15 protein-coding genes and 1 tRNA gene are annotated in these 19,145 nt (G+C 70.0%); 13 read left to right on the forward strand and 3 right to left on the reverse strand.

The window, feature by feature from the left end; genetic code table 11:
• The first annotated feature begins 4 nt into the window (after positions 1-4).
• The 9 genes from G582_RS0108160 (at position 5) to G582_RS16040 (ending at position 8,045) form a co-directional block, all read left to right on the forward strand.
• Entirely contained in the window at positions 5-928 is a 924-nt protein-coding gene (locus G582_RS0108160) for a homoserine kinase (protein ID WP_051247042.1), read from the forward strand.
• Positions 925-2,217 (forward strand): threonine synthase, encoded by a 1,293-nt coding sequence (thrC, locus tag G582_RS0108165; protein ID WP_028839417.1) that lies wholly within the window; start codon positions 925-927, stop codon positions 2,215-2,217. The genes G582_RS0108160 and thrC overlap by 4 nt, the downstream gene beginning before the upstream one ends.
• Positions 2,218-2,313: 96 nt before the next feature.
• Positions 2,314-2,390 (forward strand) — tRNA-Arg (locus G582_RS0108170).
• Positions 2,391-2,505: 115 nt separating this feature from the next.
• On the forward strand, positions 2,506-4,038 hold the full coding sequence (gene amaB / locus G582_RS0108175) for an L-piperidine-6-carboxylate dehydrogenase (RefSeq protein WP_028839418.1): 1,533 nt from the start codon (positions 2,506-2,508) through the stop codon (positions 4,036-4,038).
• 9 nt (positions 4,039-4,047) lie between these two features.
• Positions 4,048-4,347 (forward strand): DUF4190 domain-containing protein, encoded by a 300-nt coding sequence (locus G582_RS0108180; protein WP_028839419.1) that lies wholly within the window; start codon positions 4,048-4,050, stop codon positions 4,345-4,347.
• Positions 4,348-4,354: 7 nt separating this feature from the next.
• The gene (locus tag G582_RS0108185) at positions 4,355-5,410 is read left to right on the forward strand and encodes a quinone-dependent dihydroorotate dehydrogenase (protein WP_028839420.1); all 1,056 of its coding nucleotides are present in this window, start codon (positions 4,355-4,357) and stop codon (positions 5,408-5,410) included.
• Positions 5,407-6,462 carry a UDP-N-acetylmuramate dehydrogenase gene (gene murB, locus G582_RS0108190; RefSeq protein WP_028839421.1) on the forward strand — a complete coding sequence of 352 codons (1,056 nt, stop codon included), beginning with the start codon at positions 5,407-5,409 and terminating at the stop codon, positions 6,460-6,462. The genes G582_RS0108185 and murB overlap by 4 nt, the downstream gene beginning before the upstream one ends.
• A 38-nt stretch (positions 6,463-6,500) precedes the next feature.
• Positions 6,501-7,400 carry a DMT family transporter gene (locus tag G582_RS0108195; RefSeq protein WP_051247044.1) on the forward strand — a complete coding sequence of 300 codons (900 nt, stop codon included), beginning with the start codon at positions 6,501-6,503 and terminating at the stop codon, positions 7,398-7,400.
• A gap of 78 nt (positions 7,401-7,478) precedes the next feature.
• The gene (locus G582_RS16040; protein ID WP_038053440.1) at positions 7,479-8,045 is read left to right on the forward strand and encodes a hypothetical protein; all 567 of its coding nucleotides are present in this window, start codon (positions 7,479-7,481) and stop codon (positions 8,043-8,045) included.
• A 9-nt stretch (positions 8,046-8,054) separates the two neighbouring features.
• Here the strand turns inward: G582_RS16040 and G582_RS0108205 are convergent, their stop codons facing one another.
• Positions 8,055-10,775 (reverse strand): serine/threonine-protein kinase, encoded by a 2,721-nt coding sequence (locus G582_RS0108205; RefSeq protein WP_028839423.1) that lies wholly within the window; start codon positions 10,773-10,775, stop codon positions 8,055-8,057.
• 91 nt (positions 10,776-10,866) lie between these two features.
• On the opposite strand from G582_RS0108205, the gene G582_RS0108210 reads away from it, so the two are divergent.
• A complete protein-coding gene (locus G582_RS0108210; RefSeq protein WP_051247020.1) occupies positions 10,867-11,769 on the forward strand; it encodes a GGDEF domain-containing protein in 903 nt (300 codons plus the stop codon).
• Positions 11,770-11,784: 15 nt separating this feature from the next.
• Here the strand turns inward: G582_RS0108210 and ispG are convergent, their stop codons facing one another.
• Positions 11,785-13,038, reverse strand: a complete 1,254-nt coding sequence (gene ispG / locus G582_RS0108215; protein WP_028839425.1) for a flavodoxin-dependent (E)-4-hydroxy-3-methylbut-2-enyl-diphosphate synthase — start codon at positions 13,036-13,038, stop codon at positions 11,785-11,787.
• A 118-nt stretch (positions 13,039-13,156) separates the two neighbouring features.
• On the opposite strand from ispG, the gene xseA reads away from it, so the two are divergent.
• Positions 13,157-14,566, forward strand: a complete 1,410-nt coding sequence (xseA, locus tag G582_RS0108220) for an exodeoxyribonuclease VII large subunit (RefSeq protein WP_028839426.1) — start codon at positions 13,157-13,159, stop codon at positions 14,564-14,566.
• A gap of 40 nt (positions 14,567-14,606) precedes the next feature.
• Here the strand turns inward: xseA and G582_RS0108225 are convergent, their stop codons facing one another.
• Positions 14,607-17,456 (reverse strand): GGDEF and EAL domain-containing protein, encoded by a 2,850-nt coding sequence (locus G582_RS0108225; protein WP_211219327.1) that lies wholly within the window; start codon positions 17,454-17,456, stop codon positions 14,607-14,609.
• 124 nt (positions 17,457-17,580) lie between these two features.
• Here G582_RS0108225 and G582_RS0108230 point away from each other — a divergent pair, with 124 nt between their 5' ends.
• Together G582_RS0108230 and G582_RS17905 are read left to right on the forward strand one after the other, a co-directional pair.
• On the forward strand, positions 17,581-18,171 hold the full coding sequence (locus G582_RS0108230; protein ID WP_484600285.1) for an RNA polymerase sigma factor: 591 nt from the start codon (positions 17,581-17,583) through the stop codon (positions 18,169-18,171).
• Positions 18,168-19,079: a hypothetical protein gene (locus G582_RS17905; RefSeq protein ID WP_028839429.1), complete on the forward strand. Its 912-nt coding sequence runs from the start codon at positions 18,168-18,170 to the stop codon at positions 19,077-19,079. The genes G582_RS0108230 and G582_RS17905 overlap by 4 nt, the downstream gene beginning before the upstream one ends.
• Positions 19,080-19,145 lie beyond the last annotated feature (66 nt).

Raw genomic sequence — 19,145 nt, forward strand, 5'->3', positions numbered from 1 at the left:
CGCCGTGCGACGCGAAGCGCGGGCGTTCGCACCTGGCTCGGTCGGCAACGTCGGGGTTGGCTTCGACGTGCTCGGCCACAGCATCGCCGGCATCGGCGATGTCGCCACCGTTCGCCGCATCGAGGCGCCGACCGTGCGGATCAGCGCCATCCGCGGCACCGTCACCGACCTGCCGCTGGAGGCCGCGCGCAACACCGCAGGGATGGCGCTGATCGCCCTGCGCGAGTCGCTGGCGCTGCCGTTCGGCTTCGAGATCGAGATCGACAAGGGCATTCCGCTGGGCTCCGGGCTGGGCGGCTCGGCGGCCTCCTGCGTGGCCGCGCTGGTGGCTGCGAACGCGCTGCTGGATGCGCCGCTGTCGGCGCAGGATTTGTATCCGCACGCGCTGGCTGGCGAAGCCGTGGCCAGCGGCGGTCGCCATGGCGACAACGTCGGGCCGATGCTGCTGGGCGGGCTGGTGCTGGCCACCGCGGAGCGACTGACCAAGGTCGAAGTGCCGGCCAGCTGGTACGCGGCGGTGGTGCATCCGCACGCGGTGCTGGAAACCCGCCGCGCGCGCGAAGCACTGGCCGGGGCCTATGCGCTGCAGGAGTTCGTGGCGCAGAGCGCGAACCTGGCGCAGGTGCTGCTGGGCTGCGAGCGCGGCGATGCGTCGCTGGTGCGCGCGGGCCTTGCGGACGTGCTGGTGGAGCCGCGCCGCGCACCGCTGATCGCGGGCTTTGCCGCGGTGAAGCAGGCCGCGCTGGACGCGGACGCGATGGGTGCCAGCATTTCCGGCGCGGGGCCCAGCGTGTTCGCCTGGTGCGAGGACGCGGCCAGCGCTCAGCGCGCGGGCGCGGCGATGCGGACCGCGTTTGCCAACGCGGGCATCGACAGCGATCTGCATCTCACCGCCATCGCCGGACCGGCCGCACGGGTGCTGGCATGAACGCATACAGCACACGCGGCCGCGCGCCGCTTGTTTCGATCGCGGATGCCATCGCCGCCGGCCTCGCGCCGGACGGCGGCCTGTACATGCCCGAAACATGGCCATCGCTCTCGCTCGCCCAGTTCGATGGGGCGGACACGCTGGCCGACATCGCCACCCGCTTCCTCGCCCCCTTCTTCGCCGGCGGCGCGCTGGAATCCGCCCTGCCCCGCATCTGCAGCGACGCGTTCGCCATCGAGCCGCCGCTGGTGGATTTCGGCAAGCGCGGCGACTTCCTGCTGGAGCTGTTCCACGGCCCCACTGCCGCGTTCAAGGACTACGGCGCGGCCTTCCTCGCAGGCTGCCTCGCGGCGCTGCCGCACGGCGACAAGCCGCTCACCATTGTCGTGGCCACCTCCGGCGACACCGGCGCAGCGGTGGCCGCCGCCTTCGACGGCCGGCCCGGCTTCCGCGTTGCCATCCTGTATCCCGATGGCCGCGTTTCACCGCGGCAGGCGCACCAGTTGGGCTGCTTCGGCGACAACATCTGCGCGCTACGGGTGGGCGGCAGCTTCGACGACTGCCAGCGCCTCGCCAAGACCCTGCTTGCCGATGCCGCCTACCGCGCCGAAGTGCCGCTGGGTTCGGCCAACAGCATCAGCCTCGGCCGGCTGCTGCCGCAGGCGGCCTATTACGCGCATACCGCCCTGCGGCACTGGCGCACCACCGGTCGCACGCTGAACTTCCTGGTGCCCACCGGCAACCTCGGCAACGCGCTGGCCTGCCTGCTGGCGAAGCGGATGGGCCTGCCGATCGGCGAACTGGTGCTGGCCAGCAATGCCAACACCGTGCTGCCGGACTTCTTCGCCGGCGGCGACTACGCGCCGCAGCCCAGCATCGCCACCCTGGCCAACGCGATGGACGTGGGCGCGCCCAGCAATTTCGAACGCCTGCAGTACCTGTATCCCGACGCTGCCGAATTGCGCGCCACCCTGCGCGCCGAAGCGGTGAGCGATGCGCAGATCCGCGCCGCCATCGTCCGTGTTCGCGACGAGCGCGGCCACGTCATCTGCCCCCACACCGCCTGCGCCGCCGAGGTGCTGGGCCGCCTGCGCACGCGTGGCGAACAGGGCGACTGGGCCGCTGTCGCCACCGCCCATCCGGCCAAGTTCCCGGAAGTGGTGGAACCGCTGCTGGGCGAGGTGATCGTCCCGCCACCGGCGCTGGCGGCGATGTTGCAACGGCCCAGCCGCGCGCAGGCGCTGGGCAACGATGTGGCGTTGCTGAAGGAATGCTTGCGCAATGGCTGAGTCGACCGGGCATTTCGCGCAACCGGTCTGGGCGAATCAACAGGCAAGGCCGACGGACTGGCGAAATCCGCCATGAATGGGATAATGGCCGGTCAAGGCCCCGTAGCTCAGCTGGATAGAGCGTCCCCCTCCTAAGGGGAAGGTCGCCCGTTCGAATCGGGCCGGGGTCACCAGGGAAAAGGAATGCATGGAGCGGAACGTGCGGCGGGTGGGGATTTCCCGTCAGCGCTCGTCTTTCCATTGATCCCTCGCCCTACCCATTCGAAAAACCCGCACCCGGAGTCCGTCATGTCCCATCCCGTCCTCACCGCGCTCGGCCTTGCCGCCACCGAATCCGGCACCTATCTCGGCAATGGCGAATGGTCGAAGACCACCGATGCCGGCGTGATCGAGCCGGTCAACCCGTCCAACGGCGAGGTGCTGGGCCGCGTGCACGCCTCCTCGCAGGCCGACTACGACCTGATCATCGAGCGCGCGCAGGCCAGCTACAAGGTGTGGCGCACCACCCCGGCGCCGCGCCGTGGCGAGGCGATCCGCCTGTGCGCCGACGCGCTGCGCGCCCACAAGGACGCACTGGGTTCGCTGGTCGCGCTGGAGATGGGCAAGTCGAAGCCGGAAGGCGACGGCGAAGTGCAGGAAATGATCGACATCGGCGAGTTCGCCGTGGGCCTGTCGCGCCAGCTGTACGGCCTGACCATGCACAGCGAACGCCCCGGCCACCGCATGTACGAGCAGTGGCACCCGATCGGCCTGGTGGGAATCATCAGCGCGTTCAACTTCCCGGTCGCGGTGTGGGCATGGAACAGCTTCGTCGCGGCGGTGTGCGGCGATATCTGCATCTGGAAGCCCTCGCCCAAGACCCCGCTGTCGGCCATCGCCAGCATGAAGATCTGCAACGAGGCGCTGCGCAAGGGCGGCTTCCCCGACATCTTCTTCCTGTTCAACGACGCCGGCAGCGATCTGGCCCAGGCGTTCGTGGACGACAAGCGCATCCCGCTGATCAGCTTCACCGGCAGCACCAAGGTCGGGCGCATGGTCGGCGAGCGCTGCGCGCGCCGGATGGGCCGCAGCCTGCTGGAGCTGGGCGGCAACAACGCGATCATCCTCGATGAAACCGCCGACCTGAAGCTGGCGATCCCCGGCATCGTGTTCGGTGCGGTCGGCACCGCCGGCCAGCGCTGCACCACCACCCGTCGCCTGATCGTGCACGAAGCCGTGTACGACGACGTGCTGGCCAAGCTCATCACCGCCTACAAGCAGGTGGAAGGCAAGATCGGCGATCCCACCGATCCGGCCAACCTGATGGGCCCGCTCAACAGCAAGGACGCGGTGGACGCCTACCTCGACGCCGTCGCCAAGGCCAAGGCCGCCGGCGGCAAAGTGGAAACCGGCGGCGCGGCGATCGACCGCGCCGGCAACTTCGTCCTGCCCACCATCGTCACCGGCCTGACCAACGACGCCGAGATCGTCCAGCACGAGACCTTCGCGCCGATCCTGTACGTGATGAAGTACAAGGATCTCGACGAAGCCATCGAGATGCAGAACGCGGTGCCGCAGGGCCTGAGCTCGTCGATCTTCACCACCAACCTCAAGCGCGCCGAAGCGTTCCTGTCCGCGGCCGGCAGCGATTGCGGCATCGCCAACGTCAACATCGGCACCAGCGGCGCCGAGATCGGCGGTGCGTTCGGTGGCGAGAAGGAAACCGGCGGCGGTCGCGAGTCCGGTTCCGACGCCTGGAAGGCCTACATGCGCCGGCAAACGAATACCATCAACTATTCCGACTCACTGCCGCTGGCGCAGGGCATCAAGTTCGACCTCTGAGGATCGCCAATGAATGCACCCATCCGCCAGACCAGCACGCTCGCCGTGGTGAGCCTTGTCTTCGGCATCCTTGGCTGGACCCTGCTGCCGTTCCTCGGCAGCCTGGTCGCGGTGGTCTGCGGCCACATGGCGCGGGGCGAAATCCGCCGCGCGCAGGGCAACCTGGAGGGCGACGGCATGGCCGTCGCCGGACTGGTGCTGGGCTACATCGTGATCGGGTTGAGCCTGCTGGCAGTGCTGGCGGCGATCCTGTTCTTCGGCGGACTGGCCGCGCTGATCGGCCTGGCCGGCATGAACGGATCGTTCTGACCGGCACGTGTACGGACTGACCCGCCCGCTGCTGTTCGCCTTCGACGCCGAGCGCGCGCACGGCCTCGGCCTGGCCTCGCTGGAGGCGGCCTACCGCTGCGGCCTGTCTTCGCTGCTGGCGACGCCGCCCAAGCCGCTGCCAACCAAGGCGCTGGGGCTGACCTTTCCCAACCCGGTGGGCCTTGCCGCCGGGTTGGACAAGAACGGCGCGCATGTCGATGCGCTGCTGGCGCTGGGTTTCGGCTTCGTCGAAGTGGGCACGGTCACGCCGCTGCCGCAGCCCGGCAATCCGCGCCCGCGGATGTTCCGACTGCCGCAGCAGCAGGCGGTCATCAACCGCCTCGGCTTCAACAACCAGGGCGTGGACGTGCTGGTGCGCAACGTCGAACGGGCGCAGCGCAAGACCGGTCTGCTGGGCATCAACATCGGCAAGAACAAGGACACCCCGAACGAGGACGCAGTGGCCGACTACATGGTCTGCCTGCGCCGGGTGTACCCGCTGGCCGACTACGTGACGGTCAACATTTCCTCGCCCAATACCGCCGGCCTGCGCGAGCTGCAGGAAGAGCAGGCCCTGCGCAAGCTGGTCGGCACCCTGCGCGACGAGCAGGAAAAGCTGGCCGTGCGCCACGGCAAGCGGGTGCCGTTGCTGGTGAAGATCGCCCCCGACCTGTCTGAAAACGACATCGATGCCGCCGCCCGCGTGCTGGGCGACCTGGCGGTGGATGGCGTGATCGCCACCAACACCACGATCTCGCGCGAAGGCGTCGAGGGGTCGCGCCACGCGCAGCAGGCCGGCGGCCTGTCCGGAGCGCCGCTGATGGGCCAGGCCACCACCGTGCTGCGAATGCTGCGCACGCGCCTGCCCGACACCATCCCGCTGATCGGCGTGGGTGGCATCCTGCATGGCGCCGACGCCGCCACCAAGCAGGCGGCCGGCGCACTGCTGGTGCAGACCTATACCGGCCTGGTCTACCGCGGCCCAGCGCTGATCGAGGAGTGCGTGGACGCGCTGCGTCGGCGCAAGGAAGCCCCCAGCCGCGGCACCCTGCCACCCGAATGAACGTCGCCCGCGGCAACGGCTATCGCATCGCCGAAAACGCCCGCCTTGACGCGCGCAACACCTTTGGCGTGCGCGCCACCGCGTCGATGCTGGTGGAAGCCACCGACGCCGCGGCGCTGCCGGAGTTGTTCGGCTACGCGATGCTGCGCGACGCATCCACCCTGGTGCTGGGCGGCGGCAGCAACCTGCTGTTTGCCGGCGATCCGCGGGGTGCGGTGCTGACGCTGGACACTCGCCGCATCGATGTGATCGAAGACGACGGCACGCACGCCATCATCCGCGCCGATGCCGGCGTGATCTGGCACGACCTCGTGCTGTGGACGCTGGGCCACGGCCTGGCCGGGCTGGAAAATCTGGCGCTGATCCCCGGCACCGTGGGCGCGGCACCGATCCAGAACATCGGTGCCTATGGGGTGGAAGTGCGCGAACACGTGCACGCGGTGGAAGCCTTCGACCGCGACGGCGGCGGCTTCGTCCGACTGGCCGCGGCCGACTGCGCTTTCGCCTACCGCGACTCGCTGTTCAAGCATGTGCCCGACCGCTACGTAGTGAGCGCAGTGGAGTTCTCGCTGTCACGCACATTCCAGCCGCGGCTGGGTTATGCCGGCATCGAGGACGAGCTGCGCGCGATGGGTATCGACGGCAGCCCGCGCGCCGCGCAGGTGGCCGAGGCGGTGATCCGCATCCGCCGCCGCAAGCTGCCGGACCCGGCCGTGGTCGGCAATGCCGGCAGCTTCTTCAAGAACCCGATCGTGCCGGCCGCGCAGGCCGAAGCACTGCTGGCGGCGCATCCGGCGTTGCCGATGTTCCGCGGCGCGGACGCGGATTCGCGCAAGCTCTCCGCCGCCTGGTTGATCGACCAGTGCGGCTGGAAGGGCCATCGCGACGGCGACGCCGGTGTCTCCGCGGATCATGCGCTGGTGCTGGTCAACCACGGCCAGGCAAGCGGGTTGGAGCTGCTGGCGCTGGCGCGCAGGATCGCCGAATCCGTGCAGCTGCGCTTCGGGGTGGCGATCGAGCCGGAGCCACGGATCATCGGGGCGACCTGGTGACGGCACCACGCAACACCCACGCGCGCGCCGCCCTGCTGATGCTGGGCAGCACGCTGGGGTTCGGCCTGATGGCGATCTTCATCCGGCTGGCCTCGAAGACCATCCCGACCTGGGAAGTGGCGTTCTTCCGCAACAGCTTCGGCTTCCTCACCCTGCTGCCGCTGCTGGTGCTGCCGGCGCTGCGCCAGCCGCGGCCGGCCGCCGCGTTCGCCGCCAGCGTGCGCACCGACCAGCTGCCGCGCTACGTGGTGCGCACCGCGATCGGCATCGCCAGCATGTTCTGCGGGTTCTGGGCGATCGCCCACCTGCCGCTGGCGCAGGCGGTCTCGCTGGCGTATTCGTCGCCGATCTTCGTCACCATCGCCGCCATCCTGATGCTGGGCGAGCGCGTGCGGGCGCGCCGCTGGACCGCGGTGGCGCTGGGTTTCCTCGGCGTGCTGGTGATCGTGCGGCCGTGGTCGCATGCGTTCAGCATGGGCTCGTTGGTGGCGGTGTCGGCGGCGGTGCTGAGCGCGCTGGTGGCGATCCAGATCAAGCAGCTCTCGCAGGTGGACAAGGCCGACACCATCGTGTTCTGGACCTATGCGCTGTGGGTGCCGATGTCGCTGCTGCCGGCGCTGTTCGTCTGGGTCTGGCCCAGCGGCATCACCTGGCTGTGGCTGGTTGCCACCGGGCTGATGGGCACGGTCGGCCAACTGCTGTGGACGCGCGCGCTGAAGCTGGGCGACGTGTCCGCGCTGACCCCGATCAGCTTCATGCAGCTGCCGGTGGTCACCCTTGCCGGCTGGGTGCTGTTCGACGAGGCGCTGGACGCCCCCACCCTGCTGGGCGCCGGCATCATCCTCGGCTCCACCTTCTACATCGCCCACCGCGAGGCCAAGCTTGCGCGCCAGCAGCGCAGCAATGCCCCCAGCGAGGCGGTGGAGCCCGGCAACTAGCGGACCGTGCATTCCGGCACGGGTGAGCGCCGGCGCGGGGTGCTATTTCTTCAGGGTCTCCCTGCCGGATGAACCGCGATGCGCCCTGCCCTGCTGCTCCTGCTCGCCGCGCTGGCCGTGCCGGCCTCCGCCCAGAACGCCGCGACCGCCACCGCGCCGCCCGCACAACCGGTGAATTTCACCGTGCCCGCCGCGGCGGCGCAGGACGTCGCCAGCATCGATGCCATCATCAAGACGCTGTATGCGGTGATCTCCGGGCCGGTGGGCCAGGCCCGCGACTGGAACCGGCTGCGGTCGCTGTTCGTGCCCGATGCCAAGATGATGCCGGTCGGCGTGCGCGCCGATGGCGGTGCCGGCATGCGCCTGCTGCGGGTCAATGACTACGTGGCGCTGTCCGGCCCGATGCTGGTCGAACGGGGCTTCCGCGAAACCGAGCTGGCGCGCCGCACCGAACAGTTCGGCCACATCGCCCACGTGTTCAGCACCTACGAGGGCAAGGTCGAGGGCGGCGCGGCGCCGATGCGTGGCATCAACAGCATCCAGCTGATGCACGACGGCCAGCGCTGGTGGATCGTTTCGCTGATGTGGGAAGCGGAGAACCCGAAGCTGGCACTGCCCGCGCAGTACCTGCCAGGGGCGCGCTGAGCAACGTCGTCAGCGCACTGCCTGCCGCGCCTCTTCGCGCTCGGTGTCGATGATGTCCTGGCGCTTGGCCAGCCGTGCCTCGTCCAGGGTCTTCGGATCCGCCCGCAGCAGCGGTTCGACGTAGCGCGCACGCAGTTCGCCAGCCGCGCCGGCCTGCCCGCGCTTGCGCAGCAGGCCTTCCAGTTGCCACGCGGCATCGATGGTGCGGGCATCCTCCGGCCCCAACGCCACGTCGGCCAGGGCCAGGAACTCTCGATAGCTGGCGATGGCGAGTTCGGACTGCCCCACTTCGTCCGCGGCCTGGGCGCGGATGATGTAGCCCATCAACAACTCGCGATGCCGCTCCCCCAGCACCTGCCGGGCGGTCGGCAGGTAGCGTTCGAGCTGCGCCAGCGCGTCCTGCGCACGCCCGGCCTGGTACAGGGTGGCGGCGCGGTTGAGCTGGATGACCATGGTGTCCGGGTGCGACGGGCCCAGCAGGCGCATCCGCGCGTCGGCCACCTGCTCCTGCAGCGGGATCGCCCGCGCGAAGTCGCCGGAGCGGGCGTAGACGCTGGACAGGTTGAGCAAGCCGCGCAGCGTCTGCGGATGGTTGGCGCCCATTACCCGGATGCGCGCGTCGACCACCGCCTGCGCGATGGGCAGCGCCTGCGCGTTGTCGCCACTGTCGCTGAGCATGTTGGCGAGATTGCCCAGCTCGCCCAGCGTGGACGGATGCTCGGCCCCGAGGCGACGGGTCTGGATCGCCGCCAGCTCGCGCTGCATCGCCACCGCACCAGCCTTGTCGCCGGTCATGATGCGCATGATCGCGAGGTTGTGCTGGGCACCGAGGGTATCGGCATGGTCCTTGCCCAGGGTGGCGGCGCGGATCGCCACCACCGTTTCCAGCAGCTTGCGCCCTGCATCCGGCTCGCCCATCCGCCCCAGCAGCGTTGCCAAGCTGTTGGTGACTTCGGTCGTGGCCGCGTCCCGTTCGCCCCGCAGGCGGATCGCATCGGCGCGCAACGCCTCCAGCAGCGCGCGCGCGCGCGGGCGATCGCCCAGCGCGGCGATGGCATCGGCCTGGTCAAGCCGCAGCTTGATCCACAGCGGATCCTCGGCCGGCAGCGACGCCGCATCGCGCAATGCGGTGTCCGCCAGTGCCAACCCCTCCTTCGTGCGGGCAGCCTCCAGTAGCGCCCGGACTTGGGCTTGGCGTGCCTTGAGGGTTTGCGGCGCCGAGGCGCCCAGCGCCTTGGTGCGGTAGTCGGCCACCTGCGCGAACCCTGCCGCGGCTTCGGCCGGCAGTCCCAGTGCCAGGCGCACCCGCGCCACCGATTCGCCCAGGTCGGCGGCCAGCGCCGGATCATTGGCGAAGTCGTGTTCGATGGCGCGCTCGGCGTTGGCCAGGATGCTGCGGTCGATCACCGAACGTGCGACATCCGGCGTGCTGGTGCGCGCCAGGCCGCGCTCGAACGCCGGCACGTCCCCGCCCGCCTGGCGGGCGACCTGCGTGCGCAGATCGCGGCCGATATCCACACCCATCGCTTCGATGTCGATCCCCTCCAGCATCGACTGCTGGAACGCCGCCACCCTTTCCAGCTGCGCATTGCGCTGCTCGGCAATGGCGCGCTGGGCGCGGGCCTGCAACAGGCCGTAGACCGACAGCGCCAGCCCGCCGACCAGCGCCAGCACCACCGCAGTGGCGGCGATGATGCCGGTGCGGTGGCGCTGCGCGAACTTGCGCCAGATGTAGCCGCGGCCGTGCGGCGCCGCCTGCAGCGGCTGGCCGTCGAGGAAACGTTGCAGGTCTTCAGCCAGGGCGGCCGCGGACGGGTAGCGCTCGCTGCGTTCGAAACGCATTGCCTTCGCAACCACCCAGTCCAGCTCGTTGCGCAGCACCCGGCGCATCCGCGGCAGCGGCTCCTGGCGTGCCTGCGCGATGCGCCCCGCATCGGCCGGCGAAAGCGTGGACAGCTGCTCCGACGGCAGCCGCAGCGAATGCGCGCCGCTGGCCGCGGTCTCGCCGTTGGCATTCGGCCGTTGGCCCGTCAGCAGTTCGCAGAGCACCACCCCCAGCGCATACACGTCGCTTCGGGTATCGACCAGCGCCTGGTCGCCGCCGGCCTGCTCCGGGCTCATGTAATCCGGCGTACCGGCTGCCTCGCCATCCTGCCCTTGCGAGCTGGCGGTGGCGATGCCGAAATCGATGATCTTCGGCAGCGGCCTGCCGTCCACCTCGTCCACCAGCAGGTTGCCCGGCTTGAGGTCTCGATGGATCACGCCTTTCTGGTGCGCGTGCTGCACGCCTTCGCAGACGCGCACGAACAGGGCGATGCGCTCGCGCAGCGACAGCGCGTGCTGGTCGCAATAGGTGGTGATCGGACTGCCGGCGATGAATTCCATCGCGAAATACGGATGGCCATCGGCGGTGGTGCCGGCATCGTATATCTGGGCGATGGCCGGGTGCCGCATCCGTGCCAGCAGCTGCCGCTCGACTTCGAAATAGGCCACCCGCCGCGCGTCCATCCGCTGCGCACGCAGCAGCTTGAGCGCCACCGTGCGGCGCACAGGCTGCAGCTGTTCGGCACGATAGACATCGCCCATGCCGCCGCGCCCGAGCAGCGATTCGACGCGGTAATGGCCCAGCTGCACCCCTGCGGCCAGCGCTTCACCCGCAGGCACCGCTGCGCTCGGCGTGGCTTCCAGCAACTGCGTGCGTTCCGGATCGTCCGGCGTGTCCTGCGTCATTGGCACTCTCCCCTGCCGAGCAATTCTAGCCGCCTGCTGGCCTTGCCCCGCGCTGACGTTAAACTCGCGGGTCAGCCAGCTCCACACTGCCATGACCACGACGGACACCGGCTCGCACGACACCACCCAGCGCACGCTGTTCAGCGAGGGCCCGCTGCGCCCTGCGCCGCGGCCGGCTTGCGTGGTGGTGATTCACGGCGAGGGGCTGGGCCGGCGTGCCGACATCCATGAAGCGCCGGTGCTGATCGGCCGCTCGCCCGAGGCCGACTTGTCGCTGCAGCACAAGAGCGTCTCGCGCCAGCACTGCCGGATCTGGCGCGACGGCGATATCTGCCGCATCCAGGACCTGGACGCCACCAATACCACCTGCGTCAACGACGCCAGTCTCCGCGCGGAAACCGTGCTCGCCGATGGCGACCGCATCACCGTGGGCGAAAGCATCCTCAAGTTCATCGCCCAGGACAGCGTGGAAGCGCGCTACCACGAGGAGATCTACCAGCTGGCGGTGAACGACCCGCTGACCGATCTCTACAACCGCCGCCACTTCTGCGAGATGGTCGACAAGGAGATCGGCCGCGCCGTGCGCCACGGCCGCCCGCTGGCGCTGTGCATCATCGATGTCGACCTGTTCAAGCCCGTCAACGACCGTTATGGGCACATCAGCGGCGACGAGGTGCTGCGGCGAATGGGCGCGCTGGTGCAGGCGCATGCCCGCGGCGACGACGTGGCCGCGCGCATCGGCGGCGAGGAATTCGCCCTGCTGCTGCCCGAATGCGCGCTCGACGATGCGGTCGCACTGGCGGAACGGTTACGCGCCGCGGTAGCGGATGAGGTTTTCGCGCCCGGGGGCGAGCCGCAGCAGATCACCATCAGCATCGGCATTGCCGGGCTCGCCCCAGGCCGCGACGGCCGCAGCACGCTCATGACTGCAGCCGACGTCGCCCTGTACCGGGCCAAGAGCGAAGGCCGCAACTGCGTGCGGATCGAAGCCTGACCGGACACGGACGGGTCAGTCGGCCCGCGCGGCCCCGTAGTGCGACTGCACGTAGCCGTCGATCAGCGCAACGAACTCCTGCGCGATGTGTTCGCCGCGCAGCGTCACGGTCTTCTCGCCATCCACGAACACCGGCGCCGACGGCGCCTCGCCGGTGCCCGGCAGCGAGATGCCGATGTTGGCGTGGCGCGATTCGCCCGGGCCGTTGACCACGCAGCCCATCACCGCCAGGGTCATGTTCTCCGCGCCGGGGTGGCTGATCTTCCATTCCGGCATCTTCGCGCGCACATGCTCCTGCACCACCTTCGCCAACTCCTGGAAGAACTCGGACGTGGTGCGGCCGCAGCCCGGGCAGGCCGTCACCATCGGCGTGAACGCGCGCAGGCCCATGGTCTGCAGCAGTTCCTGGGCGACGATCACTTCCTGCGTGCGCGAGGCGCCCGGCTCCGGCGTCAGCGAGATGCGGATGGTGTCGCCGATGCCTTCCTGCAGCAGCACGCCCAGCGCCGCGCTGGAGGCCACGATGCCCTTGCTGCCGATACCGGCTTCGGTCAGCCCGAGGTGCAGGGGGAAGTCGCTGCGCTGGGCGAGGTCGCGGTACACCGCCACCAGCTCCTGCACGCCGGACACCTTGGCGCTGAGGATGATCTTCTCCGCCGGCAGGCCCAGCTCAACCGCGCGCTGCGCCGATTCCAGCGCCGACAGGATCAGCGCCTCTCGCATCACCCGGCCGGCGTCCCAGGGCTGCGCGCGCTGCGCGTTTTCGTCCATCAGCCGCGCCGCCAGCGCCTGGTCCAGCGACCCCCAGTTGGCGCCGATCCGCACCGGCTTGCCGTGGCGGATGGCGAACTCGATCAGCTGGGCGAACTGGGTGTCCTTCTTCTTGCCGAAACCGACGTTGCCGGGGTTGATGCGGTATTTCGCCAGCGCTTCGGCACAGGCCGGTTCGTTGGCCAGCAGGGTGTGGCCGTTGTAGTGGAAGTCGCCGATGATCGGCACGTTCACGCCCATCATCGCCAGCCGCTCGACGATCCTCGGGATCGCGGCTGCGGCTTCGGCAGTATTCACCGTCACCCGCACCAGCTCGGAACCGGCGCGCCAAAGTTCGCCGATCTGCTTGCTGGTGGTCGCCACATCGGCGGTATCGGTATTGGTCATCGACTGCACCACGACCGGCGCGCCGCCGCCCACCTGCACGCCGCCGATCTCGACGGGGCGGGTGAGGCGGCGGGCAAGCGGACCGAAGCGGTCTGGAGCGAATGTGGTCATGCGGGCATTTTAGCGACTGCGACGCACTTCCATGCACGGCTTGGCTGCGGGGCAAGCCGTGCAGCGACAAACCGCGTAGTGCCCACCGCGAAATAACGCATTTCGCTACGATGCCCCCATGCAACGCGACGCCAACATCCTCACCCCCAGCCAGCTGAACACGCTGGCGCGCGACCTGCTGGAAGGCAGCTTTCCCAGCGTCGTGGTGGAGGGCGAGATCGGCAACCTCGCGCGGCCGTCGTCGGGCCACCTGTATTTCACCCTCAAGGACGGGCGTGCGCAGGTGCGCTGCGCGCTGTTCAAGCCCAAGAGCCAGTGGCTGAGCTTCATCCCGCGCGAAGGCCTGAAGGTGCTGGCGCGCGGGCGGCTGACCCTGTACGAGGCGCGCGGCGACTACCAGCTGGTGCTGGACGGGATGGAGGACGCCGGTGAAGGCGCACTGCGGCGGGCCTTGGAGGAACTGAAGGCGCGGCTGCAGGCGGAAGGACTGTTCGATGCCGCCCGCAAGCGCGCCCTGCCCGCCTTCCCGCGCCGGATCGCGGTGCTCACATCGCCGTCCGGCGCGGTGATCCGCGACATCGCCAGCGTGCTGCGTCGGCGCTTTCCGCTGCTGGACGTCGAGCTGCTGCCGGTGCCGGTGCAGGGCGAAGGTGCCGCCGCGCGCATCCGCGGCATGCTGCAGCGTGCCGATGCCAGCGGCCGTTTCGATGTCATCGTGCTGGCCCGCGGCGGCGGCTCGCTGGAGGACCTGTGGGCCTTCAACGACGAGCTGCTGGCGCGCGCGATCGCCGACTGCACGACGCCGGTGGTCTCGGCGATTGGCCACGAAACCGATTTTTCCCTGAGCGACTTCGCCGCCGACCTGCGCGCACCCACGCCCTCGGCGGCGGCGGAACTGCTGGTGCCCGACGCCGCCGGCCTGTCGGTGCGACTGGCCGTCCTGCAGCGACAGTTGCGGGCGCAGCAGGCCAACGCCCTGCGGCAAGGCATGCAGCGGGCGGACCGCGCGCTCCTGCGGCTGCAGGCGCAGCGTCCGCAGGCGCGGCTGGAAGCGTTCGCGCGCCGCGCCACCCAGGCACGGCAGCGCCTGCACAACGCCATGCAGCGGCGGCTGGAACGCCAGCGCGCCGTGCTGCGCCACGCCGACGCGGCACTGCGCGCGCAGCATCCGCAGCGCCGGCTGGAACGGTTGCGGCAGCGGCTGGCGGAACTGCGGCCACGCCCGCGTGCGCTGCTCTCCCGCCAACTGCAAGCTCTGCAGCTGCAGCTGCAATCGCTGCAACACCGCCCGCGTGCGCTGCTGGTGCAGCGCCTGCAGCACGATGCGGTGCACCTGCGCGGGCTGGCGCGTTCGCTGCACGCAATCAGCCCGCTGGCCACGGTGGCGCGTGGCTACAGCATCCTGCAGCGCGAGGACGGCCAGGTGGTGCGCAGCATCGACGAGGTAGCCGCGGGCGACCGGCTGCGCGCGCGCGTGCACGACGGCGAGCTGGCGGTGCGGGTGGAGACCGCAATCCCGTCCCGCTGAGGCGGCACGCCGGCGCCCCGGCGCGGTGCGGGCGAAATCGTCAGGCTGCGGGCAGCGGCACCGGCGGGCTGAACAGGAAGCCCTGCGCATAGATGCAGCCCAGTTCCAGCAGGCGGTCGCGCTGGTGGCGGGTTTCCACACCCTCGGCGATCAGCTCGATGCCCAAGCTGGTGGCCAGCGCCACGATCGCGCGAATCACCGCCACGCTTTCGGCATAGCCGTCGCTTTCCAGCCCGGCCACGAAACTACGGTCGATCTTCAGGCTGGCAATCGGGAAACGATGCAGGTAGGACAGCGCGGAAAAACCGGTGCCGAAATCGTCCAGCTGCGCCAGCACGCCATGGCTGCGCAGCAACGCCAGGCTTTCCAGCGTGCGCGGGGCGTCGTCCAGCAGCGCCACCTCGGTGATCTCGATCCGCAGCCGCTCCGGCGCCACGCCCGCTGTCTCCAGCAGCGACAGCAGCCGGGTGGCGAAGTCCGGCGCGCGGAAGTGCCGCGGCGAGACGTTGATGGCCGCATAGCCGGGCAGCGGATGGCGCGACAGATCCTCGATCACCCGCGCATACAGCAGCCAGTCGATCTGCTCGATCAAGCCGCTGTCTTCGCCCACGTCGAGGAATTCGCCCGGCACCAGCAGGCCCTGCTGTTCGTGCCGCCAGCGCAGCAGCGCCTCCTGACCCACCGGCTCACCGGAATCCATCCGCACGATCGGCTGGTAATACGGCACGAAGCGCTCGGCCTGGATCGCGCGGCGCAAGTCGGTTTCCATGTCCAGGCTGCGGGTTGCCTCGCGGTGCATCTGTTCGTCGAACATCGCGCAGCGGTCGCGGCCGTCGCTCTTGGCGCGGTACATCGCGGCATCGGCGTCGCGCAGCATTTCCTCGCCGCTGCGATAGCGCGGGTGCCACAGCGCGATGCCGATGCTGGCGCTGGGAAACAGCTCGCGCCCGGCCACCCACAGCGGCGCATTGAGCGACGAGAGCACGCGCCGGCCCAGTTCCTCGGCCATGCCCGGGCCGTCCAGCCCTTCGGCCAGGATGGCGAATTCGTCGCCGCCAAGGCGCGACACCACGTCGTCGCCGCGGACCGTGCCGACGATGCGCCGGCCCGCCTCGACCAGCAGTTCGTCGCCCGCCGCGTGACCGGCGCTGTCGTTGACCAGCTTGAACCGGTCCAGATCCATGAACAGCACGGCGAAGCAGGCCTGCGGGTCGTCCGCCGCCGCCGTGATCGCACGCGCCAGCCGTTCCAGCAGCTGCAGCCGGTTCGGCAACCCGGTCAGCGCATCGTGCCTGGTCTGGTGGATCAGCCTGCGCTCGGCGCGCATGCGCTCGCCGATCTGTTCGACCAGTTCCGCATTGGTCTCGGCCAGTTCGCGGGTGCGCTCGCTGACCCGCTGCTCGAGGTTGGCATGGGCCTGCATCAGCCGGTCCTGCGCCTGTTTGCGCGCCAGGCTGCTGCCGATGTGGAAGGCCACGAAGGTCAACAGGTCCTGGTCGCGCACGCTGAAGTGGATGTCCGCGGAATAGCTCTGCACCGCGATCACCCCGACCACCTTGTCCTCGTGCATCAGCGGTACGCCCAGCCAGCAATGGGCCAGGCTGCCGTGGCTGCGCACCCTGCCCTGCGCCTGCAGCGCCTCGATGCGGGCGCGATCGGCCAGCAGCGGCTTGCCGTTGCCGAGGACGTATTCGGTCAACCCGGCAGCCAGCTTGCGCGGCGCGCGGTCGACGTCGCGTTCGTCCACCGAGTACGGGAATTCCAGCATGCTGCCATCGTCGGAAAGCATCGCGATGTAGAAGTTCTGCGCGTACAGCAGCTCGCTGACGATATCGTGGACCTCGGCGTAGAAGCTGTCCAGGCTGTCGCTGGTCATCGACAGCTCGGCGATGCGGAACAGCGCGCGCTGGATCTCCTGCATGCGCTTGCGTTCGAACACCTCCGCCTGCAGCTCCTCGTTGGCGCGCCGCAGTTCGGTGGTGCGCTCGGCCACCCGCGCTTCCAGCCGCCTGCGCGCATCGCGCCGCTCCAGTGCGGTCAGCACATGCTGGGCCACGTAGGCCAGCAGCACGCGATCATCGTCGCTGTAGACATCGGCCTGATGGTAGTTCTGCACCACCAGCGCACCGGCAATGCGCTCGTCGCGGCTCATCGGCACGCCCAGCCAGTCTGCGCTGTCCGGCCCGCTATCGTCACCGCGCGGGATGCCGAACTGCGCGCGCAGTTCCGCCGAGGGTCCGCGCAGAGTGTCGCCGCTGCGCAGCAGGCGCATGGTGAGGGTGTTTTCCTCGTCGGTGACCGGGATTTCCTGATCCGGGTCGTTGCGCCACGGATCCAGCTGGTCGACGAAATACAGGAAGCGCATCGTCCGGCGGATGTCGTCGTAGAGAACGATGTAGAAGTTCTCCGCATACATCAGCTCGCCGACGATCGCATGCACCCGCCGCAGCATCACCGGCAGGTCGAGGTTGCTGCCGGCGAGATCGGCGATCTCGTAGAGCGCCTGGCGCAGTTGTTCGGAGCGCTGCAGCGAAGCGATCCGCTGCTCCGCCAGCGCCTGCCGCACCGCCTGCTCCAGCAGCTGCCGCGCACCGGCGAGCCAGTAGCTGGCTACGCCTTCCGGCCACGGCTGCAGATGGCTGGCAACGATGGTCAGGTCCGCGCCGTCCGGGCCGCGCCATTCCTTCCGCAACAGGCCGGCGCCCTGGAATTCGCCGCCGGCCGAGTCGCTGCCCGCACCCAGCACCGACTGCCGCCATTCCACCTTCACGCACGCGCCCACGGGCAGCGTCTGCGCCAGCGTCCCGGCGATGCCGGCCAACGCGCCTTCTCGCCGCCGCTGGGCGGTTGTGACGGGCGTGGGCGGAATGGAGGCCGAGGAACCGTTCATCTGCGGGACATATTGCCTGCAACGGCAAACCCGCGCCATGCCGGCAAACCCCGCAGCGCCCGCATGGACGTTGGCGGTTTTCATGGACTGCCAACCGCTGCCTGCGCACCCCTTCCCGACAGCCGTGGCTGCCCGTAGGCTGGTGCCGGTGAATGCGCCGGAAAGCAGCGATGAATGCCTGATGCTGGCCTGGGTGGCCGGCGACGCCGGCGCGTTCGAGCAGCTCTATGCCCGCCACCGGCTCAGGCTCTACCGCTACCTGCTGCGCCAGCTGCGCGACAACGCCCTGGCCGACGAGCTGTTCCAGGACATCTGGCAGCGGGTGATCGCCGCCCGCGCGGGCTGGTCGGTGCAGGAAAAAACCGCGGAAGCCGGGTTCGCCACCTGGCTGTACACCATTGCCCACCATCGCCTGGGCGACCACTGGCGCAGCCTCAAGCATCGCCCCGCAGCACCGGTGGACGCCGAAGAGCGGCTGGCGCGGCTTGCCGATGCCGACACGCCCGAACGCGTATTGTCGGAATTCGAGCGCCGCCGCCAGCTGCAGCTCGCGCTGGACGGCCTGCCCGACGAACAGCGCGAGGTGCTGCTGCTGCGGCTGGAGCAGGAACTGACCCTGGAGGAGATCGGCGCAGTGACCGGGGTGGGCCGGGAGACGGTGAAATCCCGGCTTCGCTACGCCATGGACAAACTGCGCGCGAGACTATCGTCATGACCCGTCTGCCCCGCCCACCGCTGGATGCCGAGGAGCGCGCGCTGGCCGCGCAGCTGCCGCGTCCGCACGGCCGCGACGAGCCCGGCGCCGGCATCGATGCGCGCATCCTGGCCGCCGCGCACGCAGCCGCGACAGCGCCGGTCCCGGCCGCAAGCCGCAGGCGGCGCTGGCTGGTGCCGGCCGGGCTGGCCGCCTCGCTGTGCCTGGCGGTGGGGCTGGCCTGGCGGGTCCAGCTTGCGCCGCCGGACGCCGCGCCTGCGGCCGCCAGCGTCTACACGGAGCGGGCGCCTGCGGCAGCGCCCGTCGACGCATCGCCGGCACCGCCCGCAGCCGCGGTTGTGGCGGCGCCGGTGCAGGCGGCGCCGCAGCAGGTACCTGTAGCCGCGCCAGCGCCGCCGACTTCGCTCCGCCGGCCTGCTGCCGACGCGGCGCCGATGATCGAGGAGATGCCGTCGGCACCCGCCAGCACGGCGTCCACGACCGGGATCGCAGCGACCCCGATGGCCGCGTCCCCCGCACGGCCTGCGCCGCCAGCACCGCCCCCGCCGCCAACTGCCAGCGATGCCGAGCCCCGCGCCTTGGCAACCGAATCGGTCGCGGCACCTGCCGCTCGCGTCGCCTCGCCGCCGGCTGCTCCCACCGCCGCCAAGGCGCGTGCCGCCCAGTCGGCAGTGCCGGCCGAGGACGCCGTTTCGGACGCGCCGGAAGCGGACATTCCCCCGGCCACCGCGGATGCGCCGGAGGTGCGCGAGGCGTGGCTGCGCCGGATCGGCGAGCTGCAGCGCGAAGGCCGGATCGCCGAGGCCCGCGCCAGCCTGGCGGAGTTCCATCGCCGCTATCCGGACGCTGTGCTGCCAGCGGAACTGCGCGCACTGGAAGCGTCGGCGGCGGAACCGCCGTCGCAATAACCCAACGACCGCTTCACATCCGCCTGACCTGGATCGCGGCAACAGCGGGACGCCCCCGGTAAACTG

This window comes from Thermomonas fusca DSM 15424 (assembly GCF_000423885.1).
GTDB lineage: Bacteria > Pseudomonadota > Gammaproteobacteria > Xanthomonadales > Xanthomonadaceae > Thermomonas > Thermomonas fusca.

Excerpts from the sequence above, each read along its gene's own strand:
- thrC (WP_028839417.1), top strand. The coding sequence starts at position 925 with ATGAACGCATACAGCACACGCGGCCGCGCGCCGCTTGTTTCGATCGCG.
- G582_RS0108180 (WP_028839419.1), top strand. The coding sequence starts at position 4,048 with ATGAATGCACCCATCCGCCAGACCAGCACGCTCGCCGTGGTGAGCCTT.
- G582_RS0108205 (WP_028839423.1), bottom strand. The coding sequence starts at position 10,775 with ATGACGCAGGACACGCCGGACGATCCGGAACGCACGCAGTTGCTGGAA.
- ispG (WP_028839425.1), bottom strand. The coding sequence starts at position 13,038 with ATGACCACATTCGCTCCAGACCGCTTCGGTCCGCTTGCCCGCCGCCTC.
- murB (WP_028839421.1), top strand. The coding sequence starts at position 5,407 with ATGAACGTCGCCCGCGGCAACGGCTATCGCATCGCCGAAAACGCCCGC.
- amaB (WP_028839418.1), top strand. The coding sequence starts at position 2,506 with ATGTCCCATCCCGTCCTCACCGCGCTCGGCCTTGCCGCCACCGAATCC.
- G582_RS16040 (WP_038053440.1), top strand. The coding sequence starts at position 7,479 with ATGCGCCCTGCCCTGCTGCTCCTGCTCGCCGCGCTGGCCGTGCCGGCC.
- G582_RS0108225 (WP_211219327.1), bottom strand. The coding sequence starts at position 17,456 with ATGAACGGTTCCTCGGCCTCCATTCCGCCCACGCCCGTCACAACCGCC.
- G582_RS0108210 (WP_051247020.1), top strand. The coding sequence starts at position 10,867 with ATGACCACGACGGACACCGGCTCGCACGACACCACCCAGCGCACGCTG.
- xseA (WP_028839426.1), top strand. The coding sequence starts at position 13,157 with ATGCAACGCGACGCCAACATCCTCACCCCCAGCCAGCTGAACACGCTG.
- G582_RS17905 (WP_028839429.1), top strand. The coding sequence starts at position 18,168 with ATGACCCGTCTGCCCCGCCCACCGCTGGATGCCGAGGAGCGCGCGCTG.
- G582_RS0108195 (WP_051247044.1), top strand. The coding sequence starts at position 6,501 with ATGCTGGGCAGCACGCTGGGGTTCGGCCTGATGGCGATCTTCATCCGG.